The following is a 19001-nucleotide window of genomic DNA, read 5'->3' on the forward strand; positions in this document are numbered from 1 at the left end:
AGTCTCCTTCGAAAGTTCAGATCACGGCTTGGCATCGATCGGCACGGCATAGGCGCCGATGGCCGCCGCACAGCCCTTTTCCAGTCCCAGGGCCGCTTCGAGTTCGCGCAGGCGCGGATCGTCGTCGACGATCACGCCCGGCACCTCGACGAGATAGTGATGCACGCCGGCCACAACCTGGTCCAGCGCCGAGGTGAAGGCGGGGAGGCCCGCCTTGGCCAGCGCCGCGGCGATGCGGTCGCGGCTGAGGCCGTTCTTCGCCTCGACTGCCAGCAGCGCGCGATCCGAACCGCTGGGCTCGGCGTCGATGCGGGCCAGCACGAAGGCCGAGATGCCGCGCGCGCGCGCGTTCGGCATGGAAAGGAAAGGCAGGCGCGCGATGACGGTCGGCAGGGTCGTGTCCTTGCCGGCGAGCATCGGCCACCACGGCGTCGAATCGGCTTCGAGCGGGGCGGGCACGACGCCGATGGTCGTCGGCGCGGCGCGCACCGCGGCCAGCACGCCGGCCGGCGTGTCGTGGGCGACGAATGGGATCTGGCAGCCGAAGTGATCGCGCGCGAGATCCCAGTAGCCGGGCTGGTCGTTGGGCCGGCAGATCGCGATCTTGAGGCCGGGCGTCTGGATCAGCGTGAAGGCGCTCATCATTTCACGCCACATGCGATACATCGCGCCGGACGGGAACCGGCCGTCATGCGCCGCCAGGCGCTTGCGCAGGACCTGCGCCTCGCGCCCCGGACGCAGGGCCAGACCCCCCGACGGCTTGGTCGCGGAAATGAGCCCGACGACCTCCGAGCGGCGACGGATCAGACCGTGCAGGTCCGTGTCGATGGCATCGATTTCCTGCCGCAAGATTTCGAGATCTGGAGCGTCCATTAGGCCGTTTTTTCCTGTGCGCAGCGGCGATACTACGTCCGCACTGCCCGCGTAAAGGCAAACAAACCGCAAGAGGCTTGCCTCCCGTCCCCTACAACCGTATAGAGCCTCTCCGTGGAATTTGAGCCGACCGGCTTGCGGCCACGTTAAACACCGCTAAAAGGTCGGAGTGCTCGAAAAAGCCCCCGCCCTTCCGGTCGGGGGCTTTTTCGTTGGCGTTTTTGCCTGGAGAGGACTGTGCTGGACGACCTCACCGATGCCGAACGCAAGGCGCTCGCCCAGTGCCGCCACGCGGTCCTGGGCGTGGACCGGCCGCTGCGGCTCGACTGCGGCGTCGATCTCGGGCCTTACCGCGTGGCCTACCAGACCTACGGCGAGCTGAACGCCGACAAGTCGAACGCCGTGCTGGTCTGCCATCCCCTGACCTGCGACCAGTTCGTCGCCGATCGGCATCCCGTGACCGGCAAGGAAGGCTGGTGGGAGAGCCTGATCGGCGCCGGCAAGGTCCTCGATCCGGCCCGCTACTTCATCATCTGCGTGAACGTGCTCGGCCATTGCATGGGCACGACCGGCCCGCAGGCCAAGGATCCTTCGACCGGCCAGCCCTGGAACCTGCGCTTCCCGGTGGTGACCATTGGCGACATGGTGCGGGTGCAGGCGGCGCTGATCGACCATCTCGGCATTCCCGATCTCTTCTGCGTCATCGGCGGCTCGATGGGCGGCATGCAGGTGCTGGAATGGGCGGCCACTTACCCGAAGCGCGTCTTCTCGGCGGTGCCGATCGCCTGCGCGGCGCATCATTCGGCGCAGAACATCGCGTTCCATGAGGTCGGCCGTCAGGCGATCATGGCCGATCCGGAGTGGAAGGGCGGCGACTATCGCCTGCACCAGACCAACCCGGCGCGCGGCCTCGCGGTCGCCCGCATGACCGCGCACATCACCTATCTTTCGGAGCAGGCGCTGCAGCGCAAGTTCGGCCGCGCCCTGCAGAACCGCAACGCGCTGGGCTTCGGCTTCGATGCGGACTTCCAGGTCGAGAGCTACCTGCGCCACCAGGGTTCGACCTTCGTCGATCGCTTCGACGCCAACAGCTATCTCTACATCACGCGCGCGATGGATTATTTCGACCTCGCGGCCCAGCATGGCGGCGTGCTGGCCAATGCCTTCAAGGGCTCGGCGACGCGCTTCTGCCTGATGAGCTTCACCAGCGACTGGCTGTTCCCGACGCGCGAGAGCCGCACGGTCGTGCATGCGCTGAACGCCGTGGCGGCCAATGTGTCGTTCGTCGAGGTCGACAGCGACAAGGGTCACGACGCCTTCCTGCTCGACGAGCCCGAGATGTTCCGCACGCTCTCGGGCTTCCTGAAGGGCGCCGCCACGGTGCGCGGCTTGGGAGGCGTGGCATGAACGCGCCGATCCGCGTCGATCTCCAGCTCATCGCCGACATGGTGGAGCCCGCCACGCGCGCGCTCGACGTCGGCTGCGGCGACGGCGCGCTGCTCGCCTACCTGACGAACGCCAAGAAGGTCGATGCGCGGGGCATGGAACTCAGCCAGGCCGGCGTGAATGCCTGCGTGGCCAACGGCCTGTCGGTGATCCAGGGCGACGCCGATGCCGACTTGCGCAACTATCCCGACGATGCCTTCGACTACGTGATCCTGAGCCAGACCCTTCAGGCCACCCGCGAGCCGCGCGAGGTGCTGAAGCAGATGCTGCGCGTGGGCAAGCGCGCCATCGTCTCGTTCCCCAACTTCGCGCACTGGCAGGTGCGGCTGCGTCTGGTGTTCGGCGGCCGCATGCCCGAGACCGCGTCGCTGCCCTACAAGTGGTACGACACGCCCAACATCCATCTCTGCAGCATCGACGATTTCCGCGCGCTCTGCCGCACGATGGGCGTGCGCATCGAACGGTCGATCGTGCTGAACAGCACGAGCCGCCGCATCAACCTGCCACCGCTGCTCGCCAACCTGATCGGCGAACAGGCGGTGTTCATGCTCCGGCGGGATTAGAGCGCTCTTCGCTTCACGTTCACCCGCACCACCTCATCCTGAGGAGCATGCCGCAGGCGTGCGTCTCGAAGGATGGGCAACAGACGTGGTGCTCGCGCCCATGCTTCGAGACGGCCCTTCGGGCCTCCTCAGCATGAGGTCTTTGTTGAGTTTACGGTTAGCTTGAGGGCAGACGCTCGTAAAAGCCCTCGATCGCGTCTTCGCGCAGCTTCACGAAGCCGTGGCGCAGGTAGAGGCGGTCGACCTTGCTGCCGGTCAGGACTTCGAGGCGGACCGGGAGACCTGTCGCGTCGGCTTCGGCTAAAAGCGCCTTCAGGATCACCGTGCCGAGGCCGGAGCCGTGCAGGCGGCGGTCGAGATAGAACGAGTCGATCTTGATCTCGTGGTCGTGCTTGCGAAAGCCGACGCAGCCCACGCGCACGCCGTCCAGCAGGATCAGGCGCGTGCCGGGCTCGTCGAAGTGGCCGCGGAACACGCCACGCGAGCGTTCGGGCGTGTAGCGGCCGACCCGTTCGAGATGCTCGCGCATCACCTCGGTGCGGAGCACGAGCAGCGGTTCGAAGTCGTCCTCGGTGACGGGACCGAACCGCCAGGTCTCAGTCACGCGTCGCGATCCGGGCGAGGCGCGGCTTGGCGATCGCCAGCCAGTCCTTGGTGTCGAGTTCCATCGACCGGTCGAGGCGGCCGGCGTTGAAGAACAGCGTCTCGTTGGCCAGCAGGTCTTCCTCGACGACGATAGAGATCGCGGGATCGAGCGCGAAGGGCGGCACCGCGCCCATCACGCAGCCGGTCAGTTCCTGCGCCGTGTCGGGCGAGGCGAAGCCGCACTTGCGCGCTTCGAAAATCGTGGCGACCGCGGCAAAGTCGAGTTTGCGGCTGCCCGGCAGGATCGCCAGCACGTGACGCTTGCCGCCCCCGCCGCCGCGCACGTCCAGCACCATGGCCTTGGCGGCCTGGTCGGGGCGATTGCCGCGGATGGCGCTGATTGCTTCCGACTTGCCCTCATGGGCATGCTCGATGACGCGGAACTTCGCCTTGGCGTCGGTGAGGAGCGTCACCAATCTATCGAAGACCTCACCGGCCACGGATCACCTTCTCCGACAGGATCTTCAGTGCATCCTCGAGGCTCGGCACCTGGCCGTCGGCGGGTGCAATGTGTGCGTCGACGGTGCGACGATGACTCTTCTCGATAGCCTCGGTCATCAGCGGATCGACGCCGGTCTCGCGCAACGTCTGCGCGACCAGGCCCATCTCTTCCCAGCGACGATGGGCGTGCACGACATGGGTCTGCACCAGCATGGTGATGAAGCCGCTGAGGCCCATCGAATCGGCATCGCCCAGGCAGCCCAGCACTTCGTCCAGAATGCCCTGGCGTTGCGCGGTGACCAGGGCCTCGACGCCCAGCGCCTCGATGCCCTTGACCAGCGTGCTGCGCAGCATCTTCACCGAAGAGGCGCTGCCGGGCTTCGGTCCCAGCAAGGTGGCGACAAAACCGTTGGCGTTCATCCAGGTGACGGCGTCGGCGGCGTCTTCGCCCGCGACCAGCATCGGCGCCTTGATGCCCTGCTTGAAGAAGCCACCCATGACGGCGATGTCGACATACCGGCCGGCGCCTTTCTCGATCTCGGCGCGATCCTCGTCCGACATCTTGCCGGTGACGGTGCAGAGGTCGAGATAGTGCGCGCCCTTCTTCAGGAGCGGCGCGGCCGACTTCGCGGCCGAGAGCGCATGCTCGCCCTGCACGGCGCAGATCACGAGATCGGCTTCGCTCAGCGCATCGGTGTAGCCGTCGGCGATCGCGATATCGAGACCACGTGCGGTCTTGCCCAACGCCGTGCCGCGCGGGTCCTTGTCGAGCGCGGTGTCGATGGCGATGACGCGGCGCGGTGCGTTGTCACCGGGCTTCGAGGGACCACGCCAGCCACCCTCTGCGGCAAGACCACGGGCGATGGCCGATCCCGCCTCGCCAAAACCCAGCAACGCGATCACGCGCGGAGAAAATGCCATGTCGTTCTTTCTTCTTGGAATTTAGGAGGCGGGCTTTTCGCCATCCTCGGTGGTGCGCGCGGCTCCCGCGACCTGCGGGGTGTCGCGCGAACTGGCGACGCGCAGCTTGGGCCGGGAGACGGCGACCGCCTGCGGCTGGCTGCGTTCGGCGATGCCGGCATAGAGCTGCTTGCCGGATTCGATGACGTTGACGCCGCCGAAGCGGCCGAGCCAGCGCTGGCCGAAGCGTTCGATCGCCGGCGCCATGCGCATCGCCAGCCGCGAACGGGTCGGCGGCATGTAGAGCGCGCGCGTCTGGCGCAGCGGGGCGAACATGTTGGCGCGCAGCAGCGCGTTGAGCTGGCCGGTCGAATAGGGATGGCCCTGATAGAAAGGCGAACGGTCGACCTGCGACCAGAAGCCGGTGCGCGTCGGCGCCACGACGACCATGCGGCCACCATCGGCCATCACGCGCCAGATCTCGCGCAGCATCGGGCGCAACTGCTCGGTGCATTCGACGGCATGGACCAGCACGACGCGGTCGACCGAACGGTCGGGCAGCGGCAGGTCGAGTTCGTCGACCAGGGTCGCGAGGTTTCGGCCCTCGCGCGGCCAGCGCGTCACGCCTTGCTGGGCCGGCATGAAAGCGAGCGTCCGTCCGGCCTCTTCCATGAAGGGGCGCAGCAGCGGCTGTGCGTAGCCGAGGCCAAGCACCGTCTCGCCGCGCACGTTCGGCCAGATTTCGCGCAGGCGGGCGCGCAGCAGCCGTCGGGTCATCTGACCCAGCGTACTGCCGTAGAACTCCTCAAGGTCGAGGACGTCGCTCCACATGCGCCAACTGTAGCAGAAAGCCGGCCGGACGGGCCATGGCCGGCGCAAGCCAGCCCTGCTAACGTTGCATCATGAGCACAACGCTAGACATCGTCCGTATCCCGGTCCTCAACGACAATTACGTGTGGTTGATGCGCGAGCCGCAGAGCGGCGCCGTGGCCGTCGTCGATCCCGCCGTGGCCGGTCCGGTCCTCGCGGAGGCCGAAAAGCGCCGATGGAAGATCACCCATATCCTGAACACCCACCACCATGGCGATCATGTGGGCGGGAACATGGAGATCAAGAAGGCGACCGGTTGCACCATCGTGGGCCTGCGCCAGGATCGCGCCCGCATCCCCGGCATCGACGTCGAGGTCGATGACGGCGACCGCTACCGGATGGGCGAGGCCGAAGCCGAGATCTTCTTCGTGCCGGGCCACACCAGCGGCCACATCGCCTATGCCTTCCGCGAGCAGAAGGCGCTGTTCTGCGGTGACACGCTGTTCGCGCTGGGCTGCGGCCGCATGTTCGAAGGCACGCCGCAACAGTTCTGGACGTCGCTCAGCCGCCTGCGCGCGCTGCCCGACGACATGCGGGTCTACTGCGCCCACGAATACACTCAGTCGAACGCCCGCTTCGCCCTGACCGTCGAGACCGGCAACCAGCAGCTCAAGGCGCGCTCGGCCGCCATCGACGCGGCGCGCGCCAAGGGCGAGGCCACCGTGCCGTCGCTGCTCGGCGAGGAGAAGGCGACCAACCCGTTCCTGCGCGTCGACGTTCCGGCGGTGCAGGCCGCGGTCGGCCTCGCCGGCGGCGATCCCGTCGCGGTGTTCGCCGAAGTGCGTCACCGCAAGGATGTTTTCAGGTAGCGGTTACCGGGCGGCGCCATCGCCCCTTGAGTAAAGGTCCCTCGCTACGCTCGGGATGACACCGTTTTTGTGATCGGCGCAGGCGCGTCAATTCCAACAAGATCAACAGCCGCAGATCAGGTAGATCAGACGAGGTCCCCCGGCTGGCCGGCGGTGAGCCGGCCCAGCAGGTCGGCCAGGGTGGCGATCTCGGCCTTGGCCCAACGGTCGCGGAACAGGTCGGCGGCCATGCGCTCGAGCGTGGCGCGCGCCTCCGCGACCCGTTGCTGGCCGGTCTCGGTCAGCACGACATAGGCCAGGCGAGCGTCGCGCGGATCGGCCTCGCGGCCGACGCAGCCCAGCTTCTCCAGCGGGTTGGTCATGCGGGTCACGGTCGAGGGGCTGACATGCAGCCGCTTGGCCAGGTCGATGCGGCTCAGTCGCTTCAGCGGCGCCTTTTCGAGGTGCATCAGCAACAGCACCTCCTTGAGGGCGAGGCCGTGCACCGAGCCGAGCTCGCCGGCAAAGCGCTCTTCGAGGCGCGCCGTGGCGCGGAGCAGGTTCAGCGTGGCGGAGAAGGATGCGGTACTCATCGGCGCGATATAGGCCGATATATTGCCGATTGCAAGTATATTGGAATCAAATAGAGAGCTTTAACGCCTCATCAGGCAGAAGTAGCCGGTCACACCGAGAGCCAGAGCGAGGGCCGCGTAAAGCGGCGCCTGCGGGACGTTGAGGAAGAGCCAGGGCGCTGTCAGCGGCCCGACGGCGGCGCCGAAGTCGCGCCAGGTCGAATAGCTCGCCTGGCTCGAAAGGACGGTGCCGTGGCCACGCTCGATCACCAGCACGGGGATCAGCGTGTTGAACATGCCGCGGGTCATCACGATCATCAGCGCGCCCAGCAGTTCGTGGTCCAGCGCGATCAGGACGAAGCCCGCGACCAGCAGGCCCGCGTTCGCGATGGCGATGCGCCGTGCGCCGAACCGGTCGCCGATCCAGCCGCCGATCGGTCCTGTCGTGACCTCGACCATCCAGCGCAATGCCAGCAACAGTGCGGTCGCCATCACGGCGGCCACCGAGGTGATCGAGTCCTTCATCAGGAAGGCCAGCGTCAGCAGGAATACGCCGTCGCCCGAGAAGCCCATGACGAAGCCCCAGACTTCCAGTCGATGAGGGATCGGAAGCTTCAGGCCCTTCTTCGCTGCCGGCTCGGGCGGCAGGCGCGGCAGGACGATCGCCGCGGCGAGCGCGATCAACGTCAGGCCGCCATAGATCAGGAACACCGAACGGGCGCCGACCTCGAGCACGATCCAGGCGCCGCCGACCAGCGACATGGCCTGCACGAGGCCGATGGCGGCGCGGCTGGCGCCGACCCGCTTGCCGGCATTGGCGCGGTCGCTCACCGCATAGGCGAGGGTGGAGAGATTGAGCGAGGCGTAGGAGATGCCCCACAGAATGCGAGCCAGGATCTGCGCCGTCGGATTTTCGACGAGGCCATAGATGGTCGTCGACAGGGCCGAGCCCAGCGCGGCCGCGATCATCAGCGCGTGCGGGCCGATCCGCTCGCCGAGATGGGCGACGCCGGAATTGGCTAAAAGGCGGATCCAGCGATTGAGCGACAGCAGCACGCCGACCATGGCCAGCGAAAGTCCGAACTGCTCGTGATAGAGCGGCAGCACGGCATAGAGCAGCGTGTCGCCGATCATGCAGACGGCGATGACGAGGCCCGGCAGCGCCATGCTGACGGGCACGGCGCGACCAGATGCGGGTGAACTCACTGGCTGCGCAGGACGAGCGCCTCACGCAGCGCCGCGGCGCAGAGTGTCGTTCCGCGTCGCGCACCGTGCAGCAGCATCGGCGAGCTCAGGAAGCCGTGCAGCATGCCGCCGAACTCGACGAGGTCGGCCTGCGTGCCTTCCTGCTGCAGACGCCAGGCATAGGCGCGGCCTTCGTCGCGCAGCGGATCGTAGCCCGCCGTGACGACCAGCGCCGGCGGCAGGCCGGCGAGCGAGGCCGCGCGCAGCGGCGAGACACGCCAGTCGCCACGGTTCGCCTTGTCGGGCGTGTAGTGGTCGAAGAACCATTCCATGGTGACGGCATTCAGCCCATAGCCGTCCTCGTAGCGCTTGTAGGAGTCGGCGCGGGCCACGGCATCCGTCACCGGATAGGCGAGAAGCTGCATCAGGAGCTTCGGCCCGCCATTGTCGCGCGCCCAGAGCGACACCGCGGCTGCGAGATTGCCGCCGGCGCTGTCGCCGCCGATGGCCAGCCGCTTGGGATCGATGCCGATCGCCTCGCCGTTGGCGGCGACCCACTTCAGGCCGGCCACGACATCGTCGAAGGCGCCGGGGAAGCGCGCCTCGGGCGCCAGGCGATAGTCGATGTGGAACACCACGATGCCGGCTTCGATCGCGAGCTGGGCGCAGAGCACGTCATGGCTGTCGAGATTGCCGAACACCCAGCCGCCGCCATGCGCATAGATCAGCGCCGGCAGCTTGGCGTCGGGGGCAGCCGCCGTCGGCCGATAGATGCGGACGGGCAGGTTGCCCGCGGGGCCGGGAATGGTGCGATCGACGACCGTCACGTGGGCGGGGCGCGGGCCCTGTGCGCCGGGCCGCAGGGAGAGATAGAGGTCGCGCGCGGCTTGCGGGCTCAGCGTGTTCCAGGCGGGGCGGTTTGCGGCCGCCATCAGGTCGATCAGCCGCTGGGATTCCGGATCGAGAGCCATTCCACCCACTCCATTGAAAACATTCGGCGCACTCTAGCAGGCGTCGCCCCTGTTTCGTCACGAGGCGAATGCTAAGGTGTGCCATGACATTCGAACCGGACTACACCGCGCCCTCGTCGGCTACGCCTTCCTGGTGGCGGCGGCGCTGGGACAGTGTGCGGACGTGGCGTCCGGGCCGTTCGACGTCGGCGCCTTCTTCCGCCGGCCGGACCGCATGGCGATGGACGTGGCGCATCGCCCTGGTGCTGGTGATCCTCTACTACCCGATCGGCGCCCTGGTGACCGAGGACATCGACGACGATCCGCAGTTCGCGGCGCGCGGCGTTGCACCAGGCGAAAGCAAGGCGGTCGCCACGGCGGCCGATCTCGTCACGCGAGAGGTCGACGTCCACACCTGGACGCCGATGATGCCGTTCTTCATGCCGTCGGGTCTGCTCGACAACATGCCGAACTACCAGCGCGGCATCATGTCGGCGCTGGGCCGGTTCAGCACCGAGCTGATGGACCAGCTCGGCCGCACGCGCGGCTCGAGCCAGACCGACCGCGATCTCGAACAGGCGCGCGGCTTCCTGAACGAGCAGCCCAACATCTGGCTGTGGCAGCCCAGCGTGTCGCTGATGCCTTCGGCCACCTCGGCGCAGAAGTATCGCGCCGGTCGCGACAAGCTGATGGCCTACAACAAGCGGCTGGGCGCCGGGCAGGCGGTGTTCGAGCGTCGCGCCGACAATCTCCAGGCCCTGCTCGATCGCATCGCCAACGATCTCGGCTCGGACTCGGCGGCGATCGACCAGCACGTGATCGAGAAGGCGGGCGACCTGTTCGACGCAAGATGCGACGACATCTTCTATTTCAACAAGGGCCGCCTCTACGTCTACTACCTGCTGCTGCGCGATCTCGGTTCCGACTTTCAGAACGTGATCCGCGACCGCGAGCTGACCAACGCGTGGAACGGCACGGTCGAGACCTTCCGCATCGCTGCCCAGCTCGACCCGTGGATCGTCTGGAACGGCTATCCCGATGCGCTGCTGATTCCCAATCACCTGCTCGCGCAGGGCTTCTACCTGCTGCGCGCCCGCACGCAGCTGCGCGAGATCACCAACATCCTGCTGAAGTAGGCGACGGCGTGGAGATCTATCTCCCTATCGCCGAACTCTCGATGAACGTGTTCGTCCTGCTGGGCCTCGGCGCCGCAGCCGGACTGTTGTCGGGCATGTTCGGCGTCGGCGGCGGCTTCCTGGCCACGCCACTCCTGATCTTCGTCGGCATCCCGCCGGCCGTCGCGGTCGCCAGCCAGGCCAACCAGGTGGTGGCCAACTCGATCTCCTCGCTGCAGGTCCAGTGGCGCCGCGGCAATGTCGACCTGCGCATGGGGCTGGTCCTGCTGGCGGGCGGCATGCTGGGCTCGTCGGGCGGCGTCTGGCTGTTCACCTACCTGAAGCGCATCGGCCAGATCGATTTCGTGATCGCGGTGCTCTACGTCGTCATGCTGTCGGCGATCGGCCTCCTGATGCTGGCCGAGAGCCTGAGCACCTATTTCAAGCGCCGGCGCAATCCCGACGGGCCGCGCGGCAAGCTGCACACGCACTATCTCGTGCACCGGCTGCCGTTCAAACTGCGCTTCTACAAGTCGAAGCTCTACATCAGCGTCCTGCTACCGATCGGCCTGGGCTTCGTCATCGGCGTGCTGTCGGCGATCCTGGGCGTGGGCGGCGGCTTCGTGCTGGTGCCGGCGATGATCTACCTGCTCGGCATGCCGACGGCGGTCGTGATCGGCACGTCGAACTTCCAGATCCTGTTCGTGGCGGCCAACGTCACCTTCCTGCAGGCTGCGACCAACGGCACCGTCGACGTCGTTCTGGCGCTGCTGCTGATCCTGGGCGGCGTCGTCGGCGCGCCGATCGGCGCGCGCATTGCCGCCAAGCTGCCAGGCCTGGCGCTGCGGGCCTTGATGTCGCTGCTGATCCTGGCGGTGGCGGCGGAGCTCCTGACCGAGCTGCTGCGCACGCCAAGCTCGTTCTATTCACTGGGCATGCGCGAGGTGCTGCCGTGAGGCGCCTCGCCTGTCTTGTCGCCGGCCTCGCGCTGCTCGTCGGCGCGTCGTCCGGGGCGATGGCGCAAAGCCCGCGGCTGGAGCCGGCGCCGGGCGGCTTGCCCGGGCCGAGCATCGGCGGGCCGCCGGACGCCAGCGTGCCGCCGTCGGTGCCGAACGAACCCACGACGCCCGACCTGATCGTCGACCTGTCGCTCGCCCGTGTGTCGATCACCTCGGCCTTCCAGGGCGAGAGCATCCTGATGTTCGGCATGTTCGATCCGCCGGGCGAGATCGTGGTCGTGGTGGCGGGCCCGCCCGCGCGCGAGACCGTGCTGCGCAAGCAGCGGTTCCTGGGCATCTGGCTCAATACCGGCCGGCAGGCGTTCGACGACGTGCCGGCCTATTACGCCATCGCCGCCAGCCAGCCGCTGCAGCGCCTGCTGGCCCGCAGCGCCGGCGGCGAGATCCTGTCGCTCGAGGACCGGCTGGCGAGCGTCAAGCCGGCGACGCCGCGCGATGCCGCCGAGCTGGCGAAGTTCCGCGCCGGCCTGGTCGAGGTGAAGCGGCGCGAGGGGCTCTATCCGGCCGCCATCGGCCAGGTGACGGTGCAGGCGGGCCGCCTGTTCCGCGTCGACCTGCCGTTCCCGTCGCGGCTGCCGGAGGGCGTCTACGACATCAGGGTCTATCTGGTGCGTGATGGAAAGATCGTGGCGGCGGTGTCGCGGCCGCTGCCGGTCGGCAAGGTCGGATTCAGCGCCCAACTCGCCGGCTGGGCGAGCCACGAGGGCTCGCTTTACGGTCTGGGGGCGATCGTGATGGCTCTGTTTGTCGGCTGGCTCGGCGGCGCCATCATGCGACGCCTCTAGGATTGAGGGGGAGGGGTTCATGGACGTGCAGCCCAAGGTCAATGAGCGTGTCTTTCTCGTCGTGGTCGACGAGAGCCCGGAGATGCGCAAGGCACTCTGGTACGCCTGCCGGCGCGCCAAGCGGACGGGCGGCCGGGTCGCGATGCTCTATGTCATGGATCCGCCGGAAGGCCAGCAATGGGGCTCCGTCGTCGAGCTGATGCGCGAGGAAGCGCGCCAGCAGGCGGAGGAAGTAGTGGCCCGCCACGCCGACGTCGCGGTCTCGCTGACCGGCCAGCCGCCGTCGATCTACATCCGCGAAGGCAAGAGCCGCGATGAGCTGGTGAAGCTGCTGACTGAGGACAGCTCGATCTCCGTCCTGGTCCTGGGAAGCGCATCGAGCGGCGAGGGACCGGGGCCGTTGGTGACGACCTTCACCGGCAAGGCCGGCGCTCAACTCCGCATCCCGCTGACGATCGTTCCGGGCGCGCTGACCGAAGCGGAGATCGACGCGATTTCATGAGTCGTGCGGGAAGTTGTGTGTGCCTTCTGCGGCGATCTGCTTCGAAAGCTTCTTTGTGTCGGAACTGGCGACAAAGGTTACATTCGGAAATAATTTATTTAAGTATTTGATTAATATAAATAATATCAAATTATTCCATAATATTTATACAGTGCCACTCAAGAATCATCTTGATCAGCTTGACCGTGGTTCCTACGTCCGAGTCCATCGAGTGGGGTTCGGAGACGTCCTGTCCCCCAGCCTGAGCGACGCGAAGCGGTACCCTTTCGGTGATCCGTGAAGCGTTCGAACCGGAGGTAGGTTTGTTTATCCAGACCGAGCAGACGCCCAATCCGTCGACCCTCAAGTTTCTCCCCGGCCGTGTGGTCATGGAGAAGGGGACGGCGGATTTCGCCAACGTCGAGGCCGCCACGTCGTCACCGCTTGCCAAGAGGCTGTTCGCGGTGGAAGGCGTCGAGCGCGTGTTCTTCGGCTCCGACTTCGTCACCGTCTCCAAGACGGCCGATCGGGATTGGCAGATCATGAAGCCGTCGATCCTCGGCGGCATCATGGAGCACTACACGTCCGGCGATCCCGTGATCGTCGATGGAGATACGGCCGCCGCCGCTGCGTCGGATGACGACGAGGTCGTGGCCCAGATCAAGGAACTTCTCGACACCCGCGTCCGGCCCGCTGTGGCGCAGGACGGCGGCGATATCGTTTTCCACGATTTCCGCGATGGCATCGTCTACCTGCACATGCAGGGGTCCTGCTCGGGCTGCCCGAGCTCGACCGCCACGCTGAAGATGGGGATTGAGAATCTTCTGAAGCACTACGTGCCAGAAGTGGTGGAAGTCCAAGCGGCTCAGTAAGCCGCTTTCGCTCAAGCGTACGCGTTGAATTGGCGATCGCGGCCCCTATGGGGCCGCGCGATGGGCCGTTCGTGCGCGCAGAATGAAGAGTGTGGCATGCAGTTGACGTTACGGCCCGCGATCGAGCGTGGGCGCAATTATGCTTTTCCCGCCGCCTGGGCGGCGGTGCTGGCGACGGGTGTCGTCCTCTACAAGCCGCTGCCGTCGGTCGACGTGACGCCCTACCTGTCCTTCGTGGGCGTTGGCAGCGCCTACGCCCATGAGTCCGAGCCGGCGTCGCTCTTCGTGATGGATGCCGAACCCGCCGCGTTGATGTTCGTGCGCCACGAGGTGAGCGAGCCCGACGAGATGACCAACCGTTCCGCGCGCGACGGCTCGGGTGGCCACGGCCGCTTCGCGGCGCCCGGCAATGCGGTTCGCCGCCAAGTCCAGGTGCGGGCGATCAGCCCGCGTTCGGCCGACGAACTCGCCGGCTTCTTCCGCGACGTCTCCTACACGCTGACCGATATCCGCCAAGGCGAAGCGGTGCCGCCGTACAAGGTCGACCGCGTGCCGGCCGATCTCGGCAACAAGGACGGCAACGAGCGCAAGATGCTGTTCATCACCGCGCTGCTCCCGGTGATCCTCGAGGTCAACCAGCGCGTCCTCGCCGATCGCGAGCAGCTTCTCTATCTGCGCGACAAGCTCTATTCGACGCCGCAGATGCTGACGGCGATCGAGCGCATCTGGCTCGACGATCTCGCCGACCGCTACGACGGCTCGGTCGACAAGATCGACGAGCTGGTCCGCCGCGTCGATATCGTTCCGCCGTCGATGGCGATCGCCCAGGGCGGCGTCGAATCGGGCTGGGGCACGTCGTTCGCGGCGCGCACCGGCAACGCGCTGTACGGCCAGATCCAGGCGGTCGGACGCCACAGCGTCGCGGTGCCGTGGAAGCCAGGCGCCGGCATGCCGCAGCCTTTCGCCGACGTCGGCGAATCGACCGAAGCCTATATCGCGAACCTCAACACCCATCCCGCCTATGCCAGTTTCCGCAACGAGCGTGCGGCGATGCGCGATCGCGGCGAGGATCCGGATGGCTTCCGCCTTATCGGCTCGCTGCTGCGCTATTCCGAGCGCGGCCAGGGCTATGTGCAGTTCGTTCGCCAGATCATGCGCGAGAACGACCTGCGGGACTTCGACAAGGCGCGGCTCTCGGGCTTCTGAGGGCCGCCGCCGGGACGAAGCCGGCTGCCTACATCATCGGGCGCGGCAGATCGGCGTCGGCGACCAGCGGATAACGCCGCGCGTCGAACAGCTGATAGTGCCACCACTCGTTTCGATAGAAGTCCCAGCCTGCGGTGGTCATCAGGCCCATCAACACCAGGCGGTTGCGCTGCGCCTCGGCGGAAATGTCAGTGCGCCCGTGATGCGACAAAGGCGTGAAGGCATCGAAGGCGGTGCCCATGTCGAGCTCGTTGCCCGCTGCGTCGAGCAGGCTGAGGTCGACCGCCACGCCGCGCGAATGCGGCGAGCCGCGACGGGGATCGGCGATGAATTCCGGATCGGGATTGACGTTCCACAGCGCCCACTGCGCTTCGACCGGCCGCAGGGCATCGAAGATGCGCAGCCGGTATCCGAGCGGGCGGGCGAGGTCGATCGCCGCGGCGAGCTTTTCCGCGGCTTCCCGGTGCAGCCAGCATTCGGCGTTTCGATACACCGGCCGCCCCGTTAGATTTGCGTCCGTCGCATAAGCCAGCGTGACATCGACATCGAAGTCGGGCGGAGCGATAGGAACAATGTCGAGCTTCATGACGCAACAATGCCCAGCCGCCCTCATCAACGCCAGTGTCCGGCGCGGCGGTTGCGTGTGAGCACCGTCCTGGCGTTCGACTGTGCGGTGAGCGGGCAGGGCGTTGCGGTGATCCGTGACGGTGTCTCGCTGGCCTGTCTCTTCGAGGAGGGACGCGACCAGGCGGCGCGCCTCCTGCCGGCGATCGTCGCCGCGCTGGGACAGGCCGGGGTGATGCGAACCGAACTCGACCTGATCGCCGTCACGACCGGCCCCGGCAGTTTCACCGGCGTCCGCGTGGGTCTGTCCGCCGCCCGTGGCCTGGCGGTCGGTCTCGGCATTCCTTTGGCCGGCATCCCTACCACCTCGGTGTTGCGCGCCCAGGCACCGGAGACGGAGCGGCTGGTGGTCGCCGCCGTCGATACCAAGCTTGGCGACTGGTTCTGCACGATCGGCGACGAGGCGGCTCCGTTCGCGACGACGGCCGAGGATCTCGCCCGACGCCTTGCCGGCCGTGCCTGTCTGGTCGTCGGCAAGGACGTGGCGCCGCTGGTTCACACGCTGCAGGCCGCGGGCATCGACGTGGCCGACCATGAAGGTCCGCCCGATCCGACCGTCCTCGGCTGTCTCGCCGATGCCGAAGGCGTCGAAGCATGGCGCGCGCGCAATCGCGCGGAAGGCCTGCCGCGGCCGCTCTACCTGCGCGGCGTGAACATAACGCTACCCGATGGCGCCCGCCGTACGGTGGAGTGAATGACCGACGGCTTCGTTCTCAATCCCCTCCGCGCGGTCGACCTGGATCGTGCCGCGCGCCTTCACCGCGAGGCGTTCGAGCCCCTGGGGGAGCCTGGCTGGACACGCCAGGACATTGCCGGCCTGCTGGCGTCGCCCGGCTGCGCGGGCTTCCTGCTGACGGAAGGCTCCTTCGATCTCGGCATGGCCATCTGCCGCTCGGTGGCCGACGAGGCCGAACTGCTGACCCTCGCGGTCGATCCCGGCCATCGCCGACGCGGGGCGGCCCGCCAGTTGCTCGATGCCGTGATCGCGCATGCCCGCGCAGGCGGTGCCCGGACGCTTTTCCTTGAGGTCGCTGCGGATAATCGGGCCGCCCGCGCGCTCTACGATCCGCTGGGATTCGGCACGGTCGGCCGCCGCGCCGGCTATTACCTGCGCAAGGGCCGGCCGGCCGCCGACGCCTTCGTCATGCGTCTCACTCTCAGCTGATCAAACGCGCCGGATGGTCACGATATGGGCATCGCCATCGGCTTCGATGGCGAGGATGGCGTGGCCTTCGTCGCGCGCGGACCGCGGGACATTGCGCAACGGCTCGTCGCCGCGCAGGCGGACGGCCAGGGTTTCCCCGGGTTGCATGCGTTCGAGCCTGAGCTTCGTCCGCACGAACGTCATGGGGCAGACCTCGCCGGTAATGTCGATGTCATGGTCAGCCTGTATGGACATGTCCAACTATACCCCGAACGCCTGCCAGTGTAGGGTAGGCCCACATGCCAGACCGAAAGTCCAAACTCGAAGTCCTATGCGCAGAGCGCGGCCTCAAGATGACCGACCAGCGACGCGTGATCGCGCGCGTCCTGTCGGAAGCGTCGGATCATCCCGACGTCGAGGCCGTGCATCGTCGCGCGACGACGATCGATCCGAATATCTCGATTGCGACCGTGTACCGGACGGTACGGCTGTTCGAGGAAGCGGGCATCCTTGCGAAGCACGACTTCGGCGACGGACGTGCGCGCTACGAGGAAACGCCGGACGAGCACCACGATCATCTGATCGATATCCAGAGCGGCAAGGTTGTGGAATTCCACAACGACGAGATCGAGGAGCTGCAGCGCAAGATCGCGGAGAAAGCCGGCTATCGGCTCGTCGGTCATCGCCTGGAACTCTACGGTGTTCCCCTGGACGGGAAATCCGACCGCCAAAAATAAGTGGACGGAGCCATCGCCACCCCGATAATGGGCCCATGACCGGGGCGGCCCCCTTGCGGATTCAGCATGCGCATCGACCGCGCTGACGGCGAAGCCGAGCTTCTTGGACCGCCGATCTCCAATCGGGAGATCGTGAAGGTCGTTGCCGGCGATTTCGAGGTGCGCCTGGCGCAAACCTCGGCCGAAATCGAAGCGGCGCAGGCTCTACGTTTTCGCGTCTTCTATGAAGAAATGGCGGCGCAAGCGTCGCCGGAGATGAAGGCGCTTGGCCGCGATTTCGATCCGTTCGACGACGTCTGCGATCATCTGCTGGTGCTCGATCGCCGCCGCGGCGAGGGACCGGAAAGCATCGTCGGGACCTATCGCCTGATCCGCCGTTCGGCAGCGGCGAAGATGGGCCGCTTCTACTCGTCGGCCGAGTACGACATCCAGAAGATGATCGACTATCCCGGCGAGGTGCTGGAACTCGGCCGGTCGTGCATCGCCAAGGACGCCCGCAACACGGCGACCATGCAGATGCTTTGGCGCGGCATCGCGCTCTATGCCTATCACTACAACATCCAGGTGATGTTCGGCTGCGCCAGCATCCCGGGAACCGATCCTTCCCAGCACGCCCAGGCGCTGTCCTACCTCTATCACCACAATCTCGCGCCCGAGGAGATTCGCGTTCGCGCGCTGCCAAGCCGCTACGTGAACATGGATATGCTCGAGCCCGGCAGCTACGACCCGCGCAAGGCGCTGGCGCGCGTGCCGCCGCTCATCAAGGGTTACCTTAGGCTGGGCGGGTTCGTCGGCGATGGCGCCGTGATCGATCATGAATTCGGCAGCACCGACGTCTTCATCACCGTGAAGACCGAGCTGGTGACGGAGAAGTACATCCGCCACTACGAACGCGGAAATGCGTGAGTAACGCCGCGGACGTTCCTTTCGCAGCGACCTGGATCGGTTCTCCCCTGCGAGGTGCATTTCGGCTGCTGGGCTATCTGCTGCTCACGCTGCTGATGTTGCCGTTCCATCTGCTGGCGCTGGCGTTCCGCGTGACGCCGGTCATCCGGTGGATGCCGGTGATGTATCACCGCACGGTCTGCACGATCCTCGGCATCAAGGTGAAGGTGAACGGCGAGCGTTCGACCGTCACGCCGACGCTCTTCGTCTGCAACCACGTCTCCTATCTCGACATCGAGGTGCTGGGCAGCCAGATTCCCGGCTGCTTCGTCGCGAAGGCCGAGGTGGCGACGTGGCCGTTCTTCAGCACGCTGGCCAAGGCCCAGCGCACGATCTTCGTCGAGCGCCGCTCGAACAAGACCAGCGACAGCCGCGACGAGATGATGCGTCGGCTGAACACCGGCGACAATCTGATGCTGTTTCCCGAGGGCACCAGCAGCGACGGCACGCGCGTACTGCCCTTCCGCAGCGCCCTGTTCGGCGTCGCGCAGCTTCGCCGTGACGACCGGCCGATCGTGGTGCAACCGGTGGCGATCTCCTACACGCGCCTCGACGGCATTCCGCTCGGCCGCTACTGGCGGCCGCTGTTCGCCTGGTTCGGCGACCTCGATCTGGTGCCGCACCTCTGGCAGATGGTCTGCCTCGGCGAGACGCAGGCGGTGGTGACCTTCTTCCCGCCGATCGATATCGAGCGCCTGGGCGACCGCAAGAAGCTGGCGGAATATTGCTATCGTCAGGTATCCGCCGGCGTGCAGGCGGCGAATTCCGGCCGGCCCGAACTGCTGCCGTCGCTGGCCGAGCCCGCCCCGGTCGCCCCTCGACCCTGACCGGCTGCGGTGA

Annotated in this window: 24 protein-coding genes and 1 riboswitch; of the genes, 14 read left to right on the forward strand and 10 right to left on the reverse strand. The window is 66.8% G+C overall.

The genetic code is table 11. From position 1 onward, the window contains the following. Positions 1 to 21: 21 nt before the first annotated feature. Positions 22 to 873 (reverse strand): chorismate mutase, encoded by an 852-nt coding sequence (locus tag AC1RP5_RS04965; protein WP_493109481.1) that lies wholly within the window; start codon positions 871 to 873, stop codon positions 22 to 24. Between the two features lie 104 nt (positions 874 to 977). Beyond that, positions 978 to 1053, forward strand: a riboswitch (SAM riboswitch). Between the two features lie 60 nt (positions 1054 to 1113). On the opposite strand from AC1RP5_RS04965, the gene metX reads away from it, so the two are divergent. Then, positions 1114 to 2280 (forward strand): homoserine O-acetyltransferase MetX, encoded by a 1167-nt coding sequence (gene metX, locus AC1RP5_RS04970; protein ID WP_493113294.1) that lies wholly within the window; start codon positions 1114 to 1116, stop codon positions 2278 to 2280. Next, a complete protein-coding gene (gene metW / locus AC1RP5_RS04975) occupies positions 2277 to 2882 on the forward strand; it encodes a methionine biosynthesis protein MetW (protein ID WP_493109482.1) in 606 nt (201 codons plus the stop codon). Before metX ends, metW begins: the two co-directional genes overlap by 4 nt. Positions 2883 to 3039: 157 nt before the next feature. Here metW and AC1RP5_RS04980 read toward each other — a convergent pair whose 3' ends face one another. From AC1RP5_RS04980 to AC1RP5_RS04995, 4 genes are read right to left on the reverse strand one after another with little or no spacing between them, the layout of a single operon-like run. Further along, positions 3040 to 3486 (reverse strand): GNAT family N-acetyltransferase, encoded by a 447-nt coding sequence (locus tag AC1RP5_RS04980; protein ID WP_493109483.1) that lies wholly within the window; start codon positions 3484 to 3486, stop codon positions 3040 to 3042. Next, positions 3479 to 3967 carry a YbaK/EbsC family protein gene (locus AC1RP5_RS04985; RefSeq protein ID WP_493109484.1) on the reverse strand — a complete coding sequence of 163 codons (489 nt, stop codon included), beginning with the start codon at positions 3965 to 3967 and terminating at the stop codon, positions 3479 to 3481. Before AC1RP5_RS04985 ends, AC1RP5_RS04980 begins: the two co-directional genes overlap by 8 nt. Continuing rightward, entirely contained in the window at positions 3957 to 4889 is a 933-nt protein-coding gene (locus AC1RP5_RS04990; protein WP_493109485.1) for an NAD(P)-dependent oxidoreductase, read from the reverse strand. The genes AC1RP5_RS04985 and AC1RP5_RS04990 overlap by 11 nt, the downstream gene beginning before the upstream one ends. A 21-nt stretch (positions 4890 to 4910) precedes the next feature. Continuing rightward, a complete protein-coding gene (locus tag AC1RP5_RS04995; protein ID WP_493109486.1) occupies positions 4911 to 5699 on the reverse strand; it encodes a class I SAM-dependent methyltransferase in 789 nt (262 codons plus the stop codon). Between the two features lie 71 nt (positions 5700 to 5770). On the opposite strand from AC1RP5_RS04995, the gene gloB reads away from it, so the two are divergent. Continuing rightward, a complete protein-coding gene (gene gloB, locus AC1RP5_RS05000; RefSeq protein ID WP_493109487.1) occupies positions 5771 to 6547 on the forward strand; it encodes a hydroxyacylglutathione hydrolase in 777 nt (258 codons plus the stop codon). Positions 6548 to 6672: 125 nt separating this feature from the next. Here the strand turns inward: gloB and AC1RP5_RS05005 are convergent, their stop codons facing one another. The 3 genes from AC1RP5_RS05005 to lipP1 are packed head-to-tail and all read right to left on the reverse strand — an operon-like array spanning position 6673 to position 9254. Further along, positions 6673 to 7119: a MarR family winged helix-turn-helix transcriptional regulator gene (locus tag AC1RP5_RS05005; RefSeq protein ID WP_493109488.1), complete on the reverse strand. Its 447-nt coding sequence runs from the start codon at positions 7117 to 7119 to the stop codon at positions 6673 to 6675. A gap of 60 nt (positions 7120 to 7179) precedes the next feature. Beyond that, positions 7180 to 8304 carry an MFS transporter gene (locus AC1RP5_RS05010; protein WP_493109489.1) on the reverse strand — a complete coding sequence of 375 codons (1125 nt, stop codon included), beginning with the start codon at positions 8302 to 8304 and terminating at the stop codon, positions 7180 to 7182. Beyond that, complete coding sequence (gene lipP1, locus AC1RP5_RS05015) at positions 8301 to 9254, reverse strand: LipP1 family hormone-sensitive lipase (protein ID WP_493109490.1); 954 nt, start codon at positions 9252 to 9254, stop codon at positions 8301 to 8303. Before lipP1 ends, AC1RP5_RS05010 begins: the two co-directional genes overlap by 4 nt. Positions 9255 to 9337: 83 nt before the next feature. Here lipP1 and AC1RP5_RS05020 point away from each other — a divergent pair, with 83 nt between their 5' ends. From AC1RP5_RS05020 to AC1RP5_RS05045, 6 genes are all read left to right on the forward strand, one after another. Beyond that, positions 9338 to 10369 (forward strand): DUF2333 family protein, encoded by a 1032-nt coding sequence (locus tag AC1RP5_RS05020; protein ID WP_493109491.1) that lies wholly within the window; start codon positions 9338 to 9340, stop codon positions 10367 to 10369. 8 nt (positions 10370 to 10377) lie between these two features. Next, entirely contained in the window at positions 10378 to 11304 is a 927-nt protein-coding gene (locus AC1RP5_RS05025; protein WP_493109492.1) for a sulfite exporter TauE/SafE family protein, read from the forward strand. Further along, positions 11301 to 12152 carry a TIGR02186 family protein gene (locus AC1RP5_RS05030; RefSeq protein ID WP_493109493.1) on the forward strand — a complete coding sequence of 284 codons (852 nt, stop codon included), beginning with the start codon at positions 11301 to 11303 and terminating at the stop codon, positions 12150 to 12152. Before AC1RP5_RS05025 ends, AC1RP5_RS05030 begins: the two co-directional genes overlap by 4 nt. A gap of 19 nt (positions 12153 to 12171) precedes the next feature. Then, positions 12172 to 12654 (forward strand): universal stress protein, encoded by a 483-nt coding sequence (locus AC1RP5_RS05035; protein WP_493109494.1) that lies wholly within the window; start codon positions 12172 to 12174, stop codon positions 12652 to 12654. 302 nt (positions 12655 to 12956) lie between these two features. Then, positions 12957 to 13505 (forward strand): NifU family protein, encoded by a 549-nt coding sequence (locus AC1RP5_RS05040; protein ID WP_493109495.1) that lies wholly within the window; start codon positions 12957 to 12959, stop codon positions 13503 to 13505. Positions 13506 to 13601: 96 nt separating this feature from the next. After that, complete coding sequence (locus AC1RP5_RS05045; RefSeq protein ID WP_493109496.1) at positions 13602 to 14711, forward strand: glucosaminidase domain-containing protein; 1110 nt, start codon at positions 13602 to 13604, stop codon at positions 14709 to 14711. 28 nt (positions 14712 to 14739) lie between these two features. Here AC1RP5_RS05045 and ddpX read toward each other — a convergent pair whose 3' ends face one another. Then, the gene (gene ddpX / locus AC1RP5_RS05050) at positions 14740 to 15297 is read right to left on the reverse strand and encodes a D-alanyl-D-alanine dipeptidase (RefSeq protein WP_493109497.1); all 558 of its coding nucleotides are present in this window, start codon (positions 15295 to 15297) and stop codon (positions 14740 to 14742) included. 57 nt (positions 15298 to 15354) lie between these two features. Here ddpX and tsaB point away from each other — a divergent pair, with 57 nt between their 5' ends. Together tsaB and AC1RP5_RS05060 are read left to right on the forward strand one after the other, a co-directional pair. Further along, entirely contained in the window at positions 15355 to 16029 is a 675-nt protein-coding gene (gene tsaB / locus AC1RP5_RS05055; RefSeq protein WP_493109498.1) for a tRNA (adenosine(37)-N6)-threonylcarbamoyltransferase complex dimerization subunit type 1 TsaB, read from the forward strand. Next, positions 16030 to 16500 (forward strand): GNAT family N-acetyltransferase, encoded by a 471-nt coding sequence (locus AC1RP5_RS05060; RefSeq protein ID WP_493109499.1) that lies wholly within the window; start codon positions 16030 to 16032, stop codon positions 16498 to 16500. On the opposite strand, the gene AC1RP5_RS05065 is transcribed toward AC1RP5_RS05060, so the two are convergent. Continuing rightward, positions 16501 to 16734 carry a sulfurtransferase TusA family protein gene (locus AC1RP5_RS05065; RefSeq protein WP_493109500.1) on the reverse strand — a complete coding sequence of 78 codons (234 nt, stop codon included), beginning with the start codon at positions 16732 to 16734 and terminating at the stop codon, positions 16501 to 16503. A 44-nt stretch (positions 16735 to 16778) separates the two neighbouring features. Between AC1RP5_RS05065 and AC1RP5_RS05070 the strand changes: the two genes are divergently transcribed. From AC1RP5_RS05070 to AC1RP5_RS05080, 3 genes are all read left to right on the forward strand, one after another. Further along, a complete protein-coding gene (locus tag AC1RP5_RS05070; protein ID WP_493109501.1) occupies positions 16779 to 17216 on the forward strand; it encodes a Fur family transcriptional regulator in 438 nt (145 codons plus the stop codon). 66 nt (positions 17217 to 17282) lie between these two features. Next, entirely contained in the window at positions 17283 to 18122 is an 840-nt protein-coding gene (locus tag AC1RP5_RS05075; RefSeq protein WP_493109502.1) for a GNAT family N-acetyltransferase, read from the forward strand. After that, a complete protein-coding gene (locus AC1RP5_RS05080; RefSeq protein ID WP_493109503.1) occupies positions 18119 to 18988 on the forward strand; it encodes a lysophospholipid acyltransferase family protein in 870 nt (289 codons plus the stop codon). Before AC1RP5_RS05075 ends, AC1RP5_RS05080 begins: the two co-directional genes overlap by 4 nt. The last annotated feature ends 13 nt before the right edge of the window (positions 18989 to 19001 follow it).

The organism is Reyranella sp. GW821-FHT12G01 (genome assembly GCF_058806575.1).

Coding starts and splice junctions, on each gene's coding strand:
- AC1RP5_RS05035 (WP_493109494.1), top strand. CDS start 12,172: ATGGACGTGCAGCCCAAGGTCAATGAGCGTGTCTTTCTCGTCGTGGTC.
- AC1RP5_RS05045 (WP_493109496.1), top strand. CDS start 13,602: ATGCAGTTGACGTTACGGCCCGCGATCGAGCGTGGGCGCAATTATGCT.
- AC1RP5_RS04990 (WP_493109485.1), bottom strand. CDS start 4,889: ATGGCATTTTCTCCGCGCGTGATCGCGTTGCTGGGTTTTGGCGAGGCG.
- AC1RP5_RS05070 (WP_493109501.1), top strand. CDS start 16,779: ATGCCAGACCGAAAGTCCAAACTCGAAGTCCTATGCGCAGAGCGCGGC.
- ddpX (WP_493109497.1), bottom strand. CDS start 15,297: ATGAAGCTCGACATTGTTCCTATCGCTCCGCCCGACTTCGATGTCGAT.
- AC1RP5_RS05020 (WP_493109491.1), top strand. CDS start 9,338: ATGACATTCGAACCGGACTACACCGCGCCCTCGTCGGCTACGCCTTCC.
- AC1RP5_RS05060 (WP_493109499.1), top strand. CDS start 16,030: ATGACCGACGGCTTCGTTCTCAATCCCCTCCGCGCGGTCGACCTGGAT.
- AC1RP5_RS04965 (WP_493109481.1), bottom strand. CDS start 873: ATGGACGCTCCAGATCTCGAAATCTTGCGGCAGGAAATCGATGCCATC.
- gloB (WP_493109487.1), top strand. CDS start 5,771: ATGAGCACAACGCTAGACATCGTCCGTATCCCGGTCCTCAACGACAAT.
- AC1RP5_RS05075 (WP_493109502.1), top strand. CDS start 17,283: ATGCGCATCGACCGCGCTGACGGCGAAGCCGAGCTTCTTGGACCGCCG.
- lipP1 (WP_493109490.1), bottom strand. CDS start 9,254: ATGGCTCTCGATCCGGAATCCCAGCGGCTGATCGACCTGATGGCGGCC.
- AC1RP5_RS05065 (WP_493109500.1), bottom strand. CDS start 16,734: ATGTCCATACAGGCTGACCATGACATCGACATTACCGGCGAGGTCTGC.
- metW (WP_493109482.1), top strand. CDS start 2,277: ATGAACGCGCCGATCCGCGTCGATCTCCAGCTCATCGCCGACATGGTG.
- AC1RP5_RS04995 (WP_493109486.1), bottom strand. CDS start 5,699: ATGTGGAGCGACGTCCTCGACCTTGAGGAGTTCTACGGCAGTACGCTG.
- AC1RP5_RS05005 (WP_493109488.1), bottom strand. CDS start 7,119: ATGAGTACCGCATCCTTCTCCGCCACGCTGAACCTGCTCCGCGCCACG.